This is a genomic window from Cutibacterium equinum, assembly GCF_028021195.1.
Taxonomy (GTDB): domain Bacteria; phylum Actinomycetota; class Actinomycetes; order Propionibacteriales; family Propionibacteriaceae; genus Cutibacterium; species Cutibacterium equinum.
In genome coordinates, this window is sequence record NZ_CP115668.1 from 1,183,735 (window position 1) to 1,201,406 (window position 17,672).

Annotated in this window: 17 protein-coding genes, 1 tRNA gene and 2 pseudogenes; 13 read left to right on the forward strand and 7 right to left on the reverse strand. The window is 62.4% G+C overall.

Features of this window, described 5'->3' with window-relative positions:
* Positions 1–112 precede the first annotated feature (112 nt).
* The 6 genes and pseudogenes from prcB to O6R08_RS05440 all read left to right on the forward strand — a co-directional run bounded on the left by prcB (position 113) and on the right by O6R08_RS05440 (position 5,016).
* On the forward strand, positions 113–952 hold the full coding sequence (gene prcB, locus O6R08_RS05415; RefSeq protein WP_271419068.1) for a proteasome subunit beta: 840 nt from the start codon (positions 113–115) through the stop codon (positions 950–952).
* Positions 949–1,539, forward strand: a pseudogene (gene prcA, locus O6R08_RS05420) (proteasome subunit alpha); the annotation flags it as partial. The gene prcB and the pseudogene prcA, both read left to right, overlap by 4 nt.
* Complete coding sequence (locus O6R08_RS05425) at positions 1,439–2,710, forward strand: prephenate dehydrogenase (protein WP_408640151.1); 1,272 nt, start codon at positions 1,439–1,441, stop codon at positions 2,708–2,710. The pseudogene prcA and the gene O6R08_RS05425, both read left to right, overlap by 101 nt.
* 62 nt (positions 2,711–2,772) lie before the next feature.
* Positions 2,773–3,444 (forward strand): (d)CMP kinase, encoded by a 672-nt coding sequence (gene cmk, locus O6R08_RS05430; RefSeq protein WP_271419071.1) that lies wholly within the window; start codon positions 2,773–2,775, stop codon positions 3,442–3,444.
* 64 nt (positions 3,445–3,508) lie between these two features.
* The gene (der, locus tag O6R08_RS05435; RefSeq protein ID WP_271419072.1) at positions 3,509–4,879 is read left to right on the forward strand and encodes a ribosome biogenesis GTPase Der; all 1,371 of its coding nucleotides are present in this window, start codon (positions 3,509–3,511) and stop codon (positions 4,877–4,879) included.
* Positions 4,880–4,942: 63 nt separating this feature from the next.
* Positions 4,943–5,016: transfer RNA gene (locus O6R08_RS05440), tRNA-Pro, on the forward strand.
* Between the two features lie 276 nt (positions 5,017–5,292).
* Here O6R08_RS05440 and O6R08_RS05445 read toward each other — a convergent pair.
* Positions 5,293–5,622 carry a VOC family protein gene (locus O6R08_RS05445; protein WP_271419073.1) on the reverse strand — a complete coding sequence of 110 codons (330 nt, stop codon included), beginning with the start codon at positions 5,620–5,622 and terminating at the stop codon, positions 5,293–5,295.
* A gap of 190 nt (positions 5,623–5,812) precedes the next feature.
* Between O6R08_RS05445 and O6R08_RS05450 the strand changes: the two genes are divergently transcribed.
* Positions 5,813–6,601, forward strand: a complete 789-nt coding sequence (locus O6R08_RS05450) for an HAD family hydrolase (RefSeq protein WP_271419270.1) — start codon at positions 5,813–5,815, stop codon at positions 6,599–6,601.
* Here the strand turns inward: O6R08_RS05450 and O6R08_RS05455 are convergent, their stop codons facing one another.
* Positions 6,602–7,819 (reverse strand): acetyl-CoA hydrolase/transferase family protein, encoded by a 1,218-nt coding sequence (locus O6R08_RS05455; protein ID WP_271419271.1) that lies wholly within the window; start codon positions 7,817–7,819, stop codon positions 6,602–6,604. It lies immediately after the preceding gene.
* A gap of 188 nt (positions 7,820–8,007) precedes the next feature.
* On the opposite strand from O6R08_RS05455, the pseudogene O6R08_RS05460 reads away from it, so the two are divergent.
* From O6R08_RS05460 to O6R08_RS05475, 4 genes and pseudogenes are all read left to right on the forward strand, one after another.
* Positions 8,008–8,118 (forward strand): annotated as a pseudogene (locus O6R08_RS05460) (methionine biosynthesis protein MetW); the annotation flags it as partial.
* Positions 8,115–8,606: an Lrp/AsnC family transcriptional regulator gene (locus O6R08_RS05465; RefSeq protein WP_271419074.1), complete on the forward strand. Its 492-nt coding sequence runs from the start codon at positions 8,115–8,117 to the stop codon at positions 8,604–8,606. The pseudogene O6R08_RS05460 and the gene O6R08_RS05465, both read left to right, overlap by 4 nt.
* Positions 8,603–10,195 (forward strand): apolipoprotein N-acyltransferase, encoded by a 1,593-nt coding sequence (gene lnt / locus O6R08_RS05470; RefSeq protein WP_271419075.1) that lies wholly within the window; start codon positions 8,603–8,605, stop codon positions 10,193–10,195. The genes O6R08_RS05465 and lnt overlap by 4 nt, the downstream gene beginning before the upstream one ends.
* Entirely contained in the window at positions 10,176–10,994 is an 819-nt protein-coding gene (locus O6R08_RS05475; RefSeq protein WP_271419076.1) for a polyprenol monophosphomannose synthase, read from the forward strand. The genes lnt and O6R08_RS05475 overlap by 20 nt, the downstream gene beginning before the upstream one ends.
* Positions 10,995–11,103: 109 nt before the next feature.
* Here the strand turns inward: O6R08_RS05475 and O6R08_RS05480 are convergent, their stop codons facing one another.
* On the reverse strand, positions 11,104–11,436 hold the full coding sequence (locus O6R08_RS05480; RefSeq protein WP_271419077.1) for an RNA polymerase-binding protein RbpA: 333 nt from the start codon (positions 11,434–11,436) through the stop codon (positions 11,104–11,106).
* Between the two features lie 160 nt (positions 11,437–11,596).
* Positions 11,597–12,391: a glycerophosphodiester phosphodiesterase gene (locus O6R08_RS05485; protein ID WP_333907912.1), complete on the reverse strand. Its 795-nt coding sequence runs from the start codon at positions 12,389–12,391 to the stop codon at positions 11,597–11,599.
* Between the two features lie 83 nt (positions 12,392–12,474).
* On the opposite strand from O6R08_RS05485, the gene pdxY reads away from it, so the two are divergent.
* Positions 12,475–13,344: a pyridoxal kinase gene (pdxY, locus tag O6R08_RS05490; protein ID WP_271419079.1), complete on the forward strand. Its 870-nt coding sequence runs from the start codon at positions 12,475–12,477 to the stop codon at positions 13,342–13,344.
* On the opposite strand, the gene O6R08_RS05495 is transcribed toward pdxY, so the two are convergent.
* Entirely contained in the window at positions 13,281–14,807 is a 1,527-nt protein-coding gene (locus O6R08_RS05495; protein WP_271419080.1) for a helix-turn-helix domain-containing protein, read from the reverse strand. The genes pdxY and O6R08_RS05495 overlap by 64 nt on opposite strands.
* Positions 14,808–14,958: 151 nt before the next feature.
* Between O6R08_RS05495 and lpdA the strand changes: the two genes are divergently transcribed.
* Positions 14,959–16,362, forward strand: coding sequence for a dihydrolipoyl dehydrogenase (lpdA, locus tag O6R08_RS05500; protein WP_271419081.1), 1,404 nt, complete (start codon positions 14,959–14,961; stop codon positions 16,360–16,362).
* A 64-nt stretch (positions 16,363–16,426) separates the two neighbouring features.
* On the opposite strand, the gene O6R08_RS05505 is transcribed toward lpdA, so the two are convergent.
* Together O6R08_RS05505 and O6R08_RS05510 are read right to left on the reverse strand one after the other, a co-directional pair.
* The gene (locus O6R08_RS05505) at positions 16,427–17,056 is read right to left on the reverse strand and encodes a hypothetical protein (RefSeq protein WP_271419082.1); all 630 of its coding nucleotides are present in this window, start codon (positions 17,054–17,056) and stop codon (positions 16,427–16,429) included.
* Positions 17,057–17,062: 6 nt separating this feature from the next.
* Positions 17,063–17,629 (reverse strand): hypothetical protein, encoded by a 567-nt coding sequence (locus O6R08_RS05510; RefSeq protein ID WP_271419083.1) that lies wholly within the window; start codon positions 17,627–17,629, stop codon positions 17,063–17,065.
* Positions 17,630–17,672: the final 43 nt, after the last annotated feature.

Genomic DNA, 17,672 nt, shown 5'->3' on the forward strand with positions numbered 1-17,672 from the left:
GATTGGAGGCAGTACCACTGGCATCGGATACCGATGGTATCCGCATCGAGGGCTGGGCCCAAATCGGTCGGCTAGGCTGGAAATCCCCACGACATCCGCCACGAGGAGGGTCATGTCACAGCCGCTGTCCAATCTCGACGAGGGTTACCTCACCGCGAGCACGACCACTGATTCGTTTGCCCTGTTGTTGCGGCGGGTGGCCCCTGAACTGCTGCCTCCGACGACGGTGGACACTGGTGTTCCCGAGTTGTTGAGGCACGGCAGGACGGCGCTGGCCATCCGTTACGGGGGCGGCGTGGTTGTCGCTGCCGACCTCGGATCGACGATGGCAAGGCATCCAGAACAGCCCGATATTGACCGAATTCTCAGCACCGATGATCGCTGCGTAATCGCCGTTGCAGGAGCTGCCGGTCTCGCAGGGGAGATGATTCGTCTCTTTGAGGCCGAGGTCGATCACCTTGAGAAGATTCAGGGGGAACGCATGAGCATGGATGGTCGAGCTGCGAGGCTGTCGAGTCTGGTGCGTTCGAACGGCACGATGATGGCCCAGGGGATGGCTGTGACTCCGTTGCTGGCCGGGTGGGATGACCTTGCTCACCGGGGACGTATCTTTTCCTATGACGGAACCGGTGGACGCACCGAGAAGCGCGCCCACGCCTGCGTTGGGTCGGGGGCTCTCTTCGCCACCGAAATCCTCAATGACAGCTACCGATCCGGGATGGATCGCGACGAAGCCGTCATGCTCGCGATCCGGGCCCTTCACACCGCCATCAACGACGACACCACCTCGGCGGTGCCCGGGCCAGATCTGTCCCGCGGACTCTACCCAGCCGTCGCCTGTGCCGATGCCACCGGCGTCACGCGGATGTCAACCGAGGAAGTTGCGGTGGTGGCGAAGCGGGTCGTCGACGAGATCACGACGCAGACCGATCGTGAGGAGGTCCAGTCATGACACTTCCCGCTTACGTCCCGGTGAGCCAGTGGGTGGCCGACCGGGCCAGTTTCGTGTCTGATTCCCTGCGCGACAGTGGTGACGGCGTCGTCGTTGCTCGCTGTGCTGAAGGCATCGCCCTGGTTGCCCACCACAGCGAGGCAGATCCTCCCAGAGCCATGCGGTCGATTTCCGAGATCCATGATCGGTTGGCCTTTGCCGGGGTGGGGGTTTTCCACGAGACCGAGGACCTACGGGTGGCAGGGATCCGATTCGCCGATCTGCGCGCCTACGCCTACGACCGGCTCGACGTCACAGGACGCAGCCTGGCGAGTATGTACTCCCGCGTCATCGGCACGCTCTTCGCCCGCCCTGATGTCAAGCCCTACCAGGTCCAGGTGACCGTGGCCGAACTCGGTCTTGTCCCTTCCGAGGATCGCTTCCACACCATTTCCTTTGACGGGAGCGTGCGTGTCAGCGTCGATCCCGTCGTCATGGGGGTGGCTCCTGGGCGCTGTGTCAACCTGCCGGACCATCCGACGCTGTCCCAGGTTGTTCGGGCTTCGGCCAGCACCCTTGACACTGACCCGGCAAACCTTGAGGTGGGGTTGCTCGATCGTCACGTGTCGACCCGACGCCATTTTCGTCGTCTCGACGCTGCCGACGTGCTGGAGACCGACGGTGACGAGTCCTGAGGGTGCCGCAGCGACCTTGAGGGGCCCGGTTCTCGTCGTCGGCGCTGGACTCATCGGTGCGTCGATGGGAAAAGCCCTCGTCACCGCTGGAGTTGAGGTCCATCTGTGGGACATTGACAGGGGCAATGCGCTGGTGGCTGCCGGACGCGGCGCAGGTCGGCTGGACGGCTTGGACGACGACGCGTATCGGGTTGTCGTGGTGGCAACCCCGCCCGCCGCCGTCGCCTCGACCATCGTCGAGCGTCTTACCCGTCATAGCCACGCCGTCATCACGGACACCGCGTCAGTCAAGGGAGCAGTGCTGGCACAACTGGAGGAACTGACAGCTGGTCGCGATGTCGATCTCAGTCGTTATGTCGGCTCTCACCCGATGGCCGGCACGCAGTACGCCGGTCCGCTGACGGCTTCCGGCGAGCTCTTCGTCGACCGCACGTGGGTGGTGACTCCCCGTACTGACAACCGGCACGATGATGTTCAGCAGGTCATTGCGTTGGCTCAGGAATGCGGTGCTCACGTGGTGTGCATGGATGCTGACGAGCATGACCGGGCGGTGGCCGAAGTGTCGCACCTTCCCCATCTCATGAGCATCCTCACCGGAGCCAATCTGCGACATGCTCGCCCCGAACATCTCAGACTGGCTGGATCAGGCATCCGTGACGTCACGCGGGTGGCACGTTCCCAGACCGCCATGTGGCGTCAGATCCTCAGCTCCAATCGCAATGAGGTGCGTCGCCAACTGGAAGCCATCCGCACCGACCTTGACGACCTCTTGTCTCGTCTGGATGACCCGGATCGCCTCGAGGAGTTCCTTGGGCTCGGGCAGTCGGGGGCGCGCAAGCTCGCCGGTAAACATGGACACCAGATGATGGCGACCAGTGCCGTCGTCATCGAGATTCCCGATGAGCCTGGCGCCTTGGCGAGGTTGTTTGCTGATGTCGAGGATGCGGGGGTCAACGTCGAGGACCTGTCGGTGGAACACGATCCAGCTCGTGAGATGGGATTCCTGTCCATCGACGTTGCCCCAGATCGTGCTGAGCAGTTGACGGTGTCCATGCGCGATCATGGCTGGTCGGTGCGTTCCTGATCGGTGTCGCTGGCTGCCGATAGTCTCACATCGTCGGATCGCCATGGAAAGGCAGGCAGAACGTGTCAACCTCACCTCTTGTCATCGCGATTGACGGACCCAGTGGGTCCGGCAAGTCGTCAACCTCTCGGGGGGTTGCCGCCCGACTCGACCTGGCCCATCTGGACACCGGATCGATGTATCGCGCGGTGGCTTGTCGCCTCGCTCATCTGGGAATCGATCCGAAGACCAATCCGCTTGACACCATTGAGGTGGCTCGCACCTGCCGCTTGGAGATTGACACCTCCGCCGATCATGACCTCGTCCTGGTCGATGGGGAGGATGTCACTGAGGAGATCCGGCTCCCGGAGACCAGCGCCAAGGTGTCTGCGGTGGCGACGATACAGCCCGTCCGTGACGCCTTGACCGCTCGCATGCGCCAGATCGCCGCTGAGCGCGGACGTATCGTCATGGAAGGCCGCGACATCACCACGGTGGTGTGCCCCGATGCCCAGGTGAGGGTGCTCCTGGTGGCTGATCCAGCCGTCCGCATCGCCCGACGCCAGGCCGAGCTGGGGGAGAACGTCGACATGGCGCAGGTCATCGACTCCATCGTGCGTCGTGACCGTGACGACTCGACCGTGTCGACCTTTGAGGAGCCGGCCGACGGGGTTGCTGTGGTCGACTCCACCCATCTCAATCTGGCCCAGGTCATCGACGCCGTCATCGACCTTGTTCCGCAATCGCTGCGCTGAGCAGCATTTCCACGGGCGCGGGACCGTGTACCGTGGTTTGGTCCCCTAGCAGGAGTGTGTCCTCATGTCCGACTCGCCCGAGTTCCTCGACGGCCCCAGCGACGGCATTGAGGAGGCTCTTCCCAAGCCTGTCGTCGCCGTCGTCGGACGACCCAATGTGGGTAAGTCCACCCTTGTGAACCGCATCCTTGGCCGGCGAGCAGCTGTCGTGCAGGATGTCCCCGGCGTGACTCGAGACCGCGTGTCCTACGACGCCGAGTGGTCCGGTCGCCAGTTCGTGCTCGTCGACACTGGCGGCTGGGCCTCTGATGCCTCGGGCATGGCCGCCATGATCGCCGAGCAGGCTGAGTTTGCGATCTCGACCGCAGACGCCGTGTTGTTCGTCGTCGACGCCACAGTAGGCACGACTGACGAGGACGAAGCCGTCGTCCAGGTGCTGAGGCAGTCGCGCAAACCCATCGTCGTGGCCGCCAACAAGGTTGACGACGCCCGTGGCGAGGCCGAGGCCGCGACGATGTGGAACCTCGGTCTGGGGGAGCCCCACCCGGTGTCGGCCATGCACGGTCGTGGATCGGGCGATCTGCTCGACGCACTCATCGACGTGTTGCCGGAGCGCCCCGCCAGCTACGAGACGACGGGCGGGCCGCGCCGCGTTGCCATTGTCGGTAAGCCGAATGTCGGCAAGTCCTCGCTGCTCAACCGACTGGCTCGCCAGAATCGTGCGGTGGTTTCGGATGTGTCCGGAACGACTGTCGACCCGGTCGACGAGCTCGTCACCGTCGGCAGTACGTTGTATCAGTTCATCGACACCGCCGGTCTGCGCAAGCGAGTCAAGGAAGCCTCGGGGCACGAGTACTACGCCTCGCTGCGCACCCAGACCGCCATCGAGCGAGCCGAGGTGTGCGTGGTCGTCATTGATGCCTCGGAGTCGATCAGTGACCAGGATCTGCGCATCCTCACCATGGTCGAGGAGGCAGGACGCGCGATGGTCATCGCCTACAACAAGTGGGATCTGACTGACGAGGAGCGTCGTCGTTACCTGGAACGCGAGATCGAACGGGACGTGCAGGCCTATGCGTGGGCTCCCCGAGTCAACATCTCTGCCCTCAAGGGTCGCAACGTCGACAAGTTGGAGAAGGCCATTGAGACGGCTGCCGACGGGTGGGAGACGAGGATCTCGACCGGCAAGCTCAACGCTTTTCTTGGACGTTTGGCTGCGGCGCATCCGCACCCGGTTCGTGGCGGCAAGCAGCCGAGGATCCTCTTCGGCACCCAGGCTCACAACTGTCCGCCGACCTTTGCCCTGTTCACCACGGGGATGTTCGACCAGGGGTACGTGCGTTTCATCATCAGGCGGCTGCGCGAGGACTTCGGGTTCGCCGGATCACCGGTGCACGTCGAGATCCGTCCGCGTGAGAAGCGCAACAAGAAGTGACGGATTTGGTCGCGGGACAGGAAGTACGCTAATGTACTTCCCCGGATCGCTCAATGATCCGATCGGGCTGTAGCGCAGTTTGGTAGCGCACTTGACTGGGGGTCAAGGGGTCGCAGGTTCAAATCCTGTCAGCCCGACTTAGCGAGATTGAAGCGCGGTCGACCGCGTCATGAGGCGATAGAGGCAAGGCTGAATGGCGCCTAACTTGACGCCTAATGTAGTCCGCGTACGATTCGGATGAGCTCACCTCCAGCAAGAGTGAGACGGACCGTCTACAAATAATATTAACTGACTACGAATCGTCCGATCAGGCATCAGTCTTTTCTGGGGGCTATCACCCTCCAACTCGCGTCCGCGGTAAGTATCGACCATGGCATTGGTTCCGGCCACGATTTCGGTCCCATCACATGGGCCTACTCCTGGTTGATTTGCAACTCATTACCGTCGGGATCAATGACTCGCAGAGACCGGCCGAAGTCCTCCTCGACGATGCGGCCGGGGTCAAAACCTGCGGCAACGAGGTTGGCCTGTACGTCCTCGAGTGGGCAATCGGTAACCATGCAGGGATCGAAACCGCGCTTGTCATGGTCGGTCGGTCCACCGTGAATAGCGAATGTGCCACCCTCGGCAGACAGCTCGGTCCACATCGGGTCGACCTCAGCAGGACCGTGGAGGCCAAGGGCGGTGTAAAACTTGGCACTGGCCTGCGGATTGGCGGAGTACTGGACGATCAAGAGTTTCATGCTGTTCTCCTTTGAAGCTGATCCCAGAGCAATGGGTGATTGTGGGCAACGGTGTTGACGGCGCGTCGTCGATCCTCCCGGGCCTGGGAAGCTCCCCACCCTCTCAGATCGGTATCCTGTCGGCGTGGACACACCGAAGCCTACCGCTTTCCCTGCCCCTGCCAGAGATTTACGACTGGTCATCTGCGACATGGATGGCACCCTCCTCGACGGCCAGGGAAACATTCCGGCCCAGTTGTGGCCCCTGCTGGAACTCATGAAAGATCGTGGTGTTGCCTTCGTACCTGCCTCCGGACGCCAGTTCACAACGCTCTCGGCGATGTTCAGTTCCCATCTCGACGGCATGCCGGTCATCTCCGAGAACGGCACCTACGTCGTCTGCGACGGTGTTGAGATTTCCTCGTCGATCATCGACCCTCATCTTGCTCACGCGGTCATCACGGGAGTTCGTGACCTTGTCGATGAGGGGCGCGACGTCGGCTTGGTCGTAGCCACAAAATCCATCGCCTATCTCGAGCGCGGGGACGACCGGTTCGTCTCCCACGTCGCGACCTATTACCACAGCCACACCGTCGTCGATGATCTCACCGAGCACACCGACGACGTCATCAAGTTGTCCATCTACGATTTTGGTGAGGCCCGTGACCTCACTCACCCCACGATGCAGCGCATCGCTCCTGGTCACCAGGTGATCCTTGCCACCCCGAACTGGGTCGACATCATGAACCCTGGGGTGAACAAGGGCAGCGCGGTCGAGGCGGTGCAGGCTGATCTGGGTGTGACCCCTGACCAGACGGCTATTTTCGGAGACTTCCTCAACGACCTCGAGATGATGCCCCTGGCCAAGTGGTCCTTCGCAATGGCCAACGCCCACCCCGCCATCATCGAGGCCGCGAACTATGTTGCTCCGTCCAACACGGACAACGGCGTTGTCACCGTGCTTGCCCAACTGCTGGGCGTCGAGATGCCCCAACCCTGATCAGGCCAGACCAAACTCCCGGGCCCGCTGCCACAGGTGGTCGCGGGCATCCGGGTGAGCAGTGTTGTCGATGAGTTGGCGAGCCTGCTCGTTCTGGGAATTGCCGAACAGCTCGGCTGTGCCCTGTTCGGTGATGACGGCCGAGGGTTGGATCGCTGAGACCGGAGACTTCAGGACGTCCACGATCGTCGAACAGTCGGCCTTCGGATGCCAACTGAGCATCGTGAGGAGGGCTTGACCCCCGGGGGAATGCATGGCGCCCACCAAGAAGTCGGTGGACCCACCGACCCCGGAATAGATCTTCGTGCCGACTCGCGTTGCGTTGACCTGACCGAACAGGTCCACCTGCAATGCCGTGTTGACACTGGTCATTTTGGGCTGGTCGGCAATGTTTCTGGGGTCATTGGTGGTCTCGCAGCGCAGTAACTGCACGCGCGGATTGTCGTCGAGCCACTCGTAGAGAGCTGGTGTTCCCATTGCGAAGGTGCCGGTGATGACTCGATCATCGAGGGTGTGAGCCTGTTCCAAGAGACGGATGGAGTCGGTGAGGAGCTCGGTCCACACCCCGACGTGGATGCTTTCGGGCAACTTGGAGACGGCGGCGTCAGGAACCGCGCCGATTCCCACCTGAAGAGTCGCACCGTCGGGGATTCGCGACGCCACACGGTCGCCGATGCGGTGGGCCAGCGGACCCGGCGACGGCATGGCTGCCGTTGGCAGGGGAACGTCGACGACCACGCCGATGTCAATGTCGTCAACGTCAACGATCCCATCGCCCAGGACGTAGGGCATGTTCGGATTGATCTGGGCAATGATGAGAGCACCGCGTCGCTTGGCCGCCTCCAAGGCGGCTGGCAGGACCTGGACCTCAATACCCATGCTCACGGTGCCATGACGTGGCGTACTGGTGTGCAACACGAGGATGTCGGGCGCAAACCGCTCCTCGTAGAGACGGGTTGCCAGGCTCAACCGGCAGGGGACGTAGTCGAGGGACTCGGCACGGCGACTACCCGGACCGATGAAAACCGTCTCGTGAATGACGTCTTTGCGTGTCGGAACGCCGGCTGGTGCATTGATGCACACCAATCGCCATGTCTCCACGCATCGGTCGATGAGGTCGAGGAGGGGGAGGGGAGTGGCTCCTGAGCCGCCACAGACCACCCGCGGCTGGCCCTCCACATCGTGGAAGATTCCTTCAAGGCCAGCTTGATCCATCATGCGCACAGCAACGAGCCTAGTGGTGAACGCCTGTCACAGGATGGCTATGCGGTCCAGAACTGGCAGAATGTCTGCAATGTCACCGGGCCTGCCAGCGCCCCGGACCAGCCTCGAGTGACGCGCAACTGGGACTCTCGACAACCACTGCACCACGATCGCCACACCGGACGAGCCGCTTCGTGCGATGAGGTTGTCAAAGCGAGGTAGCATCTGCGACACCAAACTTGCTCGCTGGATCCCCCATTCATGTGCCGAGATCCCGCTGGGCCAAACGGGGGACGGGGAGGAACTACCCATGACCAAGCACCACGACGAGGAGGACGAGGATCGTTCGCCGATCCTGGAAGCTACCGATCGTCAGATCCTGAGTCTGCTCGAGGAAGACGGGCGGATGTCGTGGACCGAGCTGGGACACCAGACGGGTTTGTCCACCTCAGCGGCCCAGCAGCGTGTCAAGCGGCTCGAGGCGAGGGGACTGATCCGGGGCTACCACGCCACCCTCAACCTGGAAGCCATCGGCGCAGGTGTCACGGCCTTCATCTTCCTCAATCCCATTGATCCACAGGAAGACGAGAAGATTCCCGACATTCTGAGGACCTTCTCAGAGGTGCGAGGGTGTCACTCCATCGCTGGTGCGGCCTCCTACCTGGCGAGAGTCCAGGCACCCAACACCAGTCACCTCGATCAGCTGCTGACCCGCATCCGTAAGGAATGCCATTGCGGGACGGAGACGGTCGTCGTCCTCGACACCATGTTTGATGATCTCGGCATGTTGGGAACCCGGTGACGGGCCCGTCTCACCTACCGCCCACGTCGTGGCTGCGCGGCCTGGCTGCGCTGGCCGCTGGAGCTGCCACGGGTGCCGGATTCCAGCCGATCGGCTGGTGGATCCTCGTCATCCCTGGCCTCGCAGCACTCATCCTGCTCGTGCGTTCGACGACAGGCCGTTCCGCAGCCGGGCTGGGATACCTGTTCGGTTTGGGCCTGTTCGCCACCACCATCTCCTGGGTGGGTGTCATGGGCCCTCCCGTGGCGGTGCTTCTCGTCGCCGTCATGGCGTTGTGGTGCCTCCTTGCTGGGTGGGCCATCCGCTGCGTCAGCGTCCTGCCCGGTTCACATTTTTGGCAGGCCGTGGTCTGGACAGCCACCGAAGTTGCAGCCGCTGCGGTCCCGCTCGGGGGCTTCGGTTGGGTACGACTGGCCTGGACAGTCGTCGACACCCCTTGGGTTGGTGCCTTGAGATGGGCTGGGGCAGTGGGGACGAGTCTCCTGGTCGCATGGGCGGCAGCCCTCGTGGCCCAGGTTGTCGTCACGCGCGGACGATCGCGAGTCCACCATGCTGTTGGCCTCGTCGCGGAATTGCTCGTCGTGGCAGTCTTGTCGACGGTCTCGGGCGTGGTTTCCACACGCGACAATCATGACGACGACATCCGGGTACTCGTCGTCCAAGGGGGAGTGGACGGCACTGCTGGTCCGTACGCGATGGGCTACGCGCGGTCCGTCACCGACAATCACCTGTCCGAGACGATCATGGCCCTCGCCCAGCAACGCGTTTCGGGCAATGACACTCCCGACATGATTTTGTGGCCCGAGAACTCCACCGACATCGATCCACTACTCGACCCCGAGAGTCACGACATCGTCATGGGGGCGCTGGCCGTTGCCAAACGGCCAATCCTGGTGGGAGCGGTGACCGACGGACCCGGAGACGATGAGCGTCAGACGACGTCGATGTGGTGGCCGGCATCATCACCCCAGCCGACGTCGATCTATCACAAGCGCAACTTGGTTCCTTTCGGGGAGTGGATTCCCGCCAGGTCATTCTTCCTGCCCCTCATTCCCATATTGGAAAACATCGGACGCCAATCCATTCCAGGCACCAGTCCTGGTGTCCTTGACTCGACCATTTCTGGCACGAAGATTCCGGTCGGCGTGGTGGTCTGTTTCGAGGTGGCCTACGACGACACCGTCTCGGACACGGTGCGCCACGGAGCACGGATTCTGACGGTGCAGTCGAACAACTCGTCATTCATCAACACGGCACAGACACCCCAGCAATGGCAGATCACCAGGGCGCGCGCGGTCGAAACCGGCAGACACGTCATCGTCTCGACGACGAACTCCTTCTCCGGGCTGGTCAATCCGGATGGCTCAGTGGCCCTGCGCACCCACGAGGGGGGCCACACCCATGACACGGTGACAGTGCCGTTGGAATCAGGGCTCACCCTGGCGACGAGGATTGGGCCGTGGCTACGAGTCGGCGTGGTCCTCGTTGCGGCTGGGGCGATGGTGGCGTCAATGATGCGACGGCGTCGCGATATGCTCGCACAAGCACATCACAACAGATCGGAGAGCGATGCCTGCCACCGACACTGAGGTCCGGCTCGACAAGGTCTTGGTCATTATTCCGACCTACAACGAGGCAGAGAATGTCGAGACGATTGTCGCGCGTACGCGCCGTGCCAATCCGAAGGTCGACGTTCTCGTCGCTGACGACAATTCTCCCGACGGTACCGGCGAGATCGCTGACCGCCTCGCGTCGGCCGATGACCACGTTCACGTCATGCATCGCAAGGGAAAGGAAGGCCTCGGTGCCGCGTACCTGGCCGGATTCCACTGGGGTCTGGGCCGCGGCTATGACGTCCTCGTCGAGATGGATGCTGACGGCTCCCACCAGCCCGAGCAGCTCCCGTTGCTCCTCGAAGCCCTCAAACATGCCGACATGGTCAAAGGATCTCGCTACGTCAAGGGCGGGTCCGTCGTGAACTGGCCGATGCATCGCAAGCTCATCTCCCGTGGTGGCGGCATGTGGACCCGAATGTGCTTGGGAATTGGTGTCAAGGATCCCACTGGTGGATTCAATGCCTTCCGCGCGAACACTCTGCGCACCATCGGTTTGGACGAGGTCGCCTCGGCTGGTTACTGCTTCCAGCTCGACATGACATGGCGCACCCTCAAGAAGGGTCTGACCGTCGCCGAAGTGCCGATTGAGTTCATCGAGCGCGAGTACGGTCACTCCAAGATGAGCAAGGATATCGTCGTCGAGGCTCTGCTTCGCACCACGTTGTGGGGAGTTGATTACCGCTCGGGACAACTCAAGGAGCTCGGACACCTCGCCCTCGAGCGGGTTGAGCAGGTCGCTGGGAACCTCAAGGAACGTCGCCGGAAGCATTGAGAGCAATCACGGAACATGGGATGTGCCCGCGGGGAGACTCCGCGGGCACAATCCATCTCTCGCCAGGCCAGGACACGGCGACTCGGTGTTCTGGCGGCATGGCCAAGAATTAATCCTCCTTGCGGATTTCGGCCAGTCTCTCAGCGAGCAGTTCTTCCAGCTCGGGGATCGAGCGTCGTTCGGTGAGCATGTCCCAGTGGGTGCGCTGCGGCTTGTTCTTCTTGCGCTGAGGATCGGTACCGTCGCTTCTGACCGCCTCGCCTCCACAGCGCGGGCACTCCCACAGGCTCGGAAGATCTGCCTCGGTGGAGAAGGTGAGATCGAAGTGGTGGCCGTTCTCACAGTCGAAGCCAATGACTTGGCGTTCGGCCATCTCAACGCCCTCTTCGTCCTCGAAGCTCTTGGATCCCAACCCCATGCCTCGCAGTGCACGGTCGGCCATGGTGCTCCCTCCTGGTCGTAGGCGTCAGACCCTGGTTGGGCCCTTGTCCATAGGCCCAGCATCCCACAAGGTACAAATTCCGGGAGCAGAAACGGGTTACGGGACGGGTGTTCACGATGTGGAGCGATTCATGACCGGTGAGCGTGCAGCTCGGCTGGGCTCATCTGGCAACCAGTGTCGGGGCGTCCTTGGGTTGGTGAATCCGTGCGAAGTCGCACATGAGGTCAGGGCGGTCGGTGACGATCCCGTCGACCCCCATGTCCATGAGTTCGCGCGCCTCGGACACTTCGTTGATCGTCCAGACGTGAACCGCGCGGCCCAGGCGATGGGCAGCGGCAACGAAGGTTGGCGTCACCAAGGGGATACCGTATCGGCTCACACGGTGGGGGACCTGGTACACGTCACCTCGCGATTCAGCCATCTGGAGGCTGTTGGGTCCAACAACGGCCCAGCCCACTCCGACCGGTCCCACTGCAGTCGCTGTGCGTTCATGGACCAATCGACGGAACCGTCGTATGCGTTTGCTGCTGAACGATCCGATGCAGACCCGATCCCACGCACGGTGACGGGAAAGAACGTCGATGAGAGGCATGGTCGCAGCGTCGTGCTTGATGTCGATGTTAAGGAACGATTCTGGGAACGCATCGAGGACCTCATCAAGGGTCGCAATGGGTTCTCCGCCGACCCTGGCTTGTTTCACCTCGTGCCACGGCATTGTCGCGATGACACCGCTGGAGTCGGTGACTCGGTCAAGTATGGGGTCGTGAAAGACCACGAGAACGCCGTCCTTGGTGGCGTGAACGTCTGTCTCGAGGTGGGTGCATCCCAGATCCACGGCATGTCCGAAGGCCGCCAGGGTGTTCTCGGTGCCCTTGTTGACGGCCATACCGGCCCCTCCTCGATGGGCGAGGACCGTGAACGGACGTTGGCAATACGGGTAGTCAGTAGCTCTCACAGCCATCAATTGTGCCTCGCCGACGTTTCATACCCGTGATCTCCACGGTCACTACAGTAAAGCGGTCACTACAGTACAGATGCGTGAGTCCCACCGTCTTGTCATTGCAGTCCCATGTCGTGCAGGGAACCGTTGGAAACAGCATCGCGGTTCCGGTGATGCGCGCGATGGGGGTTCGGGCATGGGGGATGCCGACGGCGCTGCTGTCCAACCACAACGGCCGTTCCAGCGTCGCCGGTATCCCGATCGATGCCCAGCAGATCAACGACATGGTTGACGCCCTTGACTGCAACGGCGAACTGACCCATGTTGACGCGGTGCTGTCGGGTTACCTCACGGCTGGCACCGGGCCGGCCGTGATACGAACCGTCGAGAAGTGCCGTCAGCATCACCCCGACACCATGTGGGTGTGCGACCCCGTCATGGCAGACATGGCCGGGGACCAGGTGAAAAGGTACGTCCCTGACGACACGGTGGCGTTCATGAAGGAAGCAGCCCAACGAGCCGACGTCCTCGTGCCCAATGTGGCCGAGCTCGCCATCTTGACCGAGTCCATGCCGCACACCATCGACGAGATCGTCGGAGCCGCTCGCAGTCTTTCCGGACCGCGCCTCGTCGTCGTCACCTCAGTGCCGTATGAGGGCGACGATGGGTTGGCCATGGTTGCGGTGACCCAGGAGAGCACCGCCCTCACCCATGGCCGACTCATCGCCCGTCATTTCAATGGGGCTGGCGACCTGACGACGGCTGTCCTGACGGCACAGCTCGTCGCAGGACAGTCCCCGCAGTCTGCTCTGGGCAAGGCTGCCGGCGTCGTCCAGGCCGTCCTCGAGCGCACCTGGAACCATCCCGGTGACGAGCTGGACTGGTGGCCCGAGGATGCTTCCGCTCAGCCGTGGAAGACGGAGATCTTGGCCCCCAACGCTCCGAGTCGTGTGGGCAGGTCCTCATAGCCACGATTGATCATGTAGACATCGCGCAGGGTCGTCTCGCCCGATGCCGCCAGGGCGGCCAGCAGCAGGCACACGGCAGGGCGCAGGGCCGGCGGGCAGATGAGCTCACGGCCGCGCCAGCGCGTCGGTCCTCGCACGATGAGTCGGTGCGGATCGAGAAGCTGGACATCGGCGCCGAGCTTGCCTAACTCGAGCAGATGGATGGCACGGTTCTCGTAACACCAGTCGTGAATGAGGGTCTGGCCGTCAGCCTCGGCTGCGATGACGGCGAAGAACGGCAGGTTGTCGATGTTGAGGCCCGGGAAGGGCATCGGGTGGATCTTGTCAGCTACCGCGCGCAGCTGGCTGGGGCGAACGGTGACGTCGACCAGCCGGGTGAATCCGTTGTGGGAGACGTACTCGGGGGTCAGATCGAAGTCCAGGCCCATCTCCGAGAGGATCGCCAACTCGATTTCGAGGAACTCGATGGGGCAGCGGGTGATCGTCAGTGTGGACTTGGTGACGACGGCTGCCGTGATGAGGCTCATGGCCTCGATCGGGTCCTCCGAGGGCGCGTACTCGACGTCAACGTCGATGTTCTCGACGCCGTGAATGCGCAGAGTCGTCGTGCCGATGCCCTCGATCGTGACTCCAAGCTGACACAGGAAGACGCACAGGTCCTGAACCATGTAATTCGGGCTGGCGTTGCGCAGCACCGTCACGCCAGGGGTCTGGGCGGCAGCGAGCAGAGCATTTTCGGTGACGGTGTCGCCGCGTTCGGTCAGGACGATGTGACGCTCCTTGACGGTGCGATCCGTCACCTGGCACTGGTAGAAACCCTCGGTTGCGACGACGTCAAGGCCGAAAGCGCGTAGCACCTGCAGGTGAGGCTCGACGGTACGGGCGCCCAAGTTGCAGCCACCGGCGTAGGGGAGCTTGAAGGAGTCGTAGAACCGCATCAGCGGGCCGAGGAACATGATGACGCTTCGGGTGCGACGGGCAGCCTCGATGTCCATGTCCTCGAGGTTGAGGTCAGCGGGACGAGTGAGGGTGAGGTCGCGCTCGTCCTCGGACCACTCGTAGGTGACGCCGATGGAGGTCAGTACCTCAAGGATGCGATTGACCTCCTCAATGTGGGCGATCCCGCGCAACACGGTCCGGCCGCGGTTGATGAGGCAAGCACACAGCAGGGCGACGGCAGCGTTCTTGGAGGAACGGACCTCGATGGACCCTTCGAGCTGGTGGCCACCTTCGATGTGGTAGTTCATCGTGCCGCTGCCAGGCTGGGGGATGATGGGGGACTCCAGGGCTTCGGCGATGCGGTTGATGTAGTCCAGGGAGAGGTTCTGTGTGCCTGACTCAACCCGGTGGATGGCGCTCTGGGAAGTCTTGAGGAGCTCCGCCAGTTGGTTTTGCGTCATGCCACGCTGCTTGCGTGCGTCGCGAATGAGACGACCGACGGCAGCTGGGGTCATGTTGTCCACAGCAGATCCTTTCGACGAGAACGATTCTTCCGACGAGGATATATCAGATCTGAGTTCAAAACGGTGAGGGGGAAGGGCTCGTCGCGAAACAGCCGGCATCTCTCCTGTGAGATCTTCGTCACAGAGCATCCTTCCCACTAGAGTGTTACCCATGAGCTCACATTTTGACGTTGTTGTCCTCGGAGCTGGCCCTGGCGGCTATGTTGCCGCCATTCGTGCGGCTCAGCTCGGCAAGAAGACCGCCATCATCGAGAAGGAATACTGGGGCGGTGTCTGCCTCAATGTTGGCTGCATCCCCACCAAGTCGCTTCTGCGCAACGCAGAACTTGCGCACATCGTCACCAAGGAGGCCAAGACATTTGGCATCGGCGGTGACATCACCGTTGATTACGGCAAGGCCTTCAGCCGTTCTCGTGAGGTGTCGGCCCGGATGGTCAAGGGCATCCACTTCCTCATGAAGAAGAACAAGGTCACCGAGTTCAACGGGTGGGGAGAGTTCACCGGCCCCAAGGCCATCTGCGTCAAGGACGCCGAGGGCAATGTGACCGACGAGATCACCTTCGACAACGCGATCATCGCTGCTGGCTCGGTCGTCAAGACCCTGCCGGGAACTCAGCTGTCGGATCGCGTCGTCACCTACAAGGAGCAGATCCTTTCCGAGGACGTCCCGGGATCCATCGTCATTGCCGGATCCGGGGCCATTGGCACTGAGTTTGCCTACGTACTGGCCAACTATGGTTGCGACGTCACCATCGTCGAGTTCCTCGACCGCATGGTTCCCAACGAGGACAAGGAAGTCTCGGCCGAGTTGACCAAGGCTTACAAGAAGCTCGGCATCAAGGTCCTCACGTCCACCAAGGTCGACTCCATCGACGACTCCGGTGACAAGGTCAAGGTCACCGTGTCCCCCTCGAAGGGTGGGGACTCCAAGGTCATCGAGGCCGACCGCGTCCTGCAGGCCGTCGGATTCGCCCCGCGTGTTGAGGGTTACGGTCTGGAGAAGACTGGGGTCAAACTCACTGAGCGCGGGGCCATCGAGATTGACGACTTCATGCGCACCAATGTCGACGGCATTTACGCCATCGGTGACTGCACCGCCAAGCTCATGCTGGCTCACACCGCTGAGGCCCAGGGCGTCGTCGCCGCTGAGACCATCGCTGGAGCCGAGACCATGCCGATCAACTACGACATGATCCCGCGCGCCACCTACTGCCAGCCGCAGATTGGTTCCTTCGGTTACTCCGAGGATCAGGCTCGCGACAAGGGCTACGAGGTCAAGGTGTCGAAGTTCCCGTTTGCGGCCAATGGCAAGGCCTGGGGTCTGGGGGATGGCACCGGTTTCGTCAAGGTTGTCGCCGATGCCCGCCACGGTGAACTTCTGGGGGCCTCCTTGGTTGGACCCGACGTCTCCGAGCTGTTGCCTGAGTTGACTCTGGCTCAGCTGTGGGACATCACCGCCGAGGAGATTGGACGCAATATCCACGCCCACCCGTCGCTGTCGGAGGCCCTCAAGGAGGCTTCTGAGGGCATTAACGGACCGATGATCAACTTCTGACGTTCTCAGGTACGGATCGAGGGGCCACGGTCATCCGCGGCCCCTCGATCTCTGGTGTCGGGTGTCAGTACGAGAGGTCCTCGTACTCCGGGTTGTCGATCTGGAGTTCGGAGTAACGAGTCTCGGGGGCCGAGACGTGATACGGGCGACCCGTGGCCTGCCAGGTGAGGTTCGGCGCACAGTGGACATTCTGGGCATCGGCATCGAGGATGATGAACCCCCAGGCCAGACGTCCTTCCTTGCCGGCGGGCAGGGAGTAGGGGCCGACGACCTGCTTGAGCGACCAGTGCACCTCGTTGACGTAGGTGAACCCGAAGGTTTGCGTCATGATCTTGGCCAGGTCACCCTGACCGGCGACCTTTGCGCTGACCTGGAGGGTCTGGGTGCGCGACTGTGTCACCTTCGTCGAGACGGGCACGGCATCGGCGGTGTCGTTCGCGACGCTGGAGACGTCGGTCTGCTTGAACCAGCGCTTTTTGGCGGTCAGGTAGGTGCCGTTCTCACCGGGGGTCGAGCACTCGGTTCCCGGCTCGTAGTCAAAGTTCCACCGTTGTGGCAGCTCGAACTGGGTCGGGTCAGTGGCGGAGGCCGATTCGGCTGCATGGGCGTCGGAGACGGCGAACGCGGCCACTGACAGGGCAACCGCCGCCGCGAGCGTGACCCCGCGACGCACCTGATATGTCAGGAATCCCATCGGCAATCAGGCCTCGAGGGAGAGGTCGTTGTCGCGGGTGCTGATCGCAATGTGACGCTCCTTCGGAAGAGTCGCGGTGAACTCACCACCGTTGGCCTTCCAGGTGTGATCCGAGCCGCAGATGGTGTGCTGGCCACGGAAGTCCGAGACGACCCATCCGGCACGCAGGACTGCGGTCTTGCCCGGAGCCAGGTTGTACGGGCCAACGGTGTCGCCAACCTGGTAGGACTGGGTGTCGGTGTAGCTCGTCGAGAAGGTGGCGTGGATGACGTCGAGGATCGGGAAGTCGACCCCGGCCGAGACGTTCCAGGTCTTCGTCTTGGTCTCGGTGATGGTCCGAGTGATGGGCAGCGGCTCGTCGTTGTAGTTCGAGATGGTCCACGTGCCGGCCGAGTCGTCGAAGTAGCTACGAGTCCGGGTGATGGTCTGGCCGGTCTCGCCGACGTTGGCGCAGGTGGCGCCGATCGTCGTGGGGTTGGCGGCCTGGACTGGGGTGGCAGCATGGGCCGGGACGACCGCGAAAGCGGCTGAGGCGGCGAGAGCTGCGGGAACGGCAAGCAGTCGGGTGATCATGAGTGTTCTCCTTTGTGGTCGGGTTGACGGTGGTCGTGGTGTC

What these genes read in the sequence shown, in the direction of transcription:
- prcB (WP_271419068.1), top strand. Translation starts at nt 113, where the DNA reads ATGTCACAGCCGCTGTCCAATCTCGACGAGGGTTACCTCACCGCGAGC.
- der (WP_271419072.1), top strand. Translation starts at nt 3,509, where the DNA reads ATGTCCGACTCGCCCGAGTTCCTCGACGGCCCCAGCGACGGCATTGAG.
- O6R08_RS05445 (WP_271419073.1), bottom strand. Translation starts at nt 5,622, where the DNA reads ATGAAACTCTTGATCGTCCAGTACTCCGCCAATCCGCAGGCCAGTGCC.
- O6R08_RS05450 (WP_271419270.1), top strand. Translation starts at nt 5,813, where the DNA reads ATGGATGGCACCCTCCTCGACGGCCAGGGAAACATTCCGGCCCAGTTG.
- O6R08_RS05455 (WP_271419271.1), bottom strand. Translation starts at nt 7,819, where the DNA reads ATGATGGATCAAGCTGGCCTTGAAGGAATCTTCCACGATGTGGAGGGC.
- O6R08_RS05465 (WP_271419074.1), top strand. Translation starts at nt 8,115, where the DNA reads ATGACCAAGCACCACGACGAGGAGGACGAGGATCGTTCGCCGATCCTG.
- O6R08_RS05475 (WP_271419076.1), top strand. Translation starts at nt 10,176, where the DNA reads ATGCCTGCCACCGACACTGAGGTCCGGCTCGACAAGGTCTTGGTCATT.
- O6R08_RS05480 (WP_271419077.1), bottom strand. Translation starts at nt 11,436, where the DNA reads ATGGCCGACCGTGCACTGCGAGGCATGGGGTTGGGATCCAAGAGCTTC.
- lpdA (WP_271419081.1), top strand. Translation starts at nt 14,959, where the DNA reads ATGAGCTCACATTTTGACGTTGTTGTCCTCGGAGCTGGCCCTGGCGGC.
- O6R08_RS05505 (WP_271419082.1), bottom strand. Translation starts at nt 17,056, where the DNA reads ATGGGATTCCTGACATATCAGGTGCGTCGCGGGGTCACGCTCGCGGCG.
- O6R08_RS05510 (WP_271419083.1), bottom strand. Translation starts at nt 17,629, where the DNA reads ATGATCACCCGACTGCTTGCCGTTCCCGCAGCTCTCGCCGCCTCAGCC.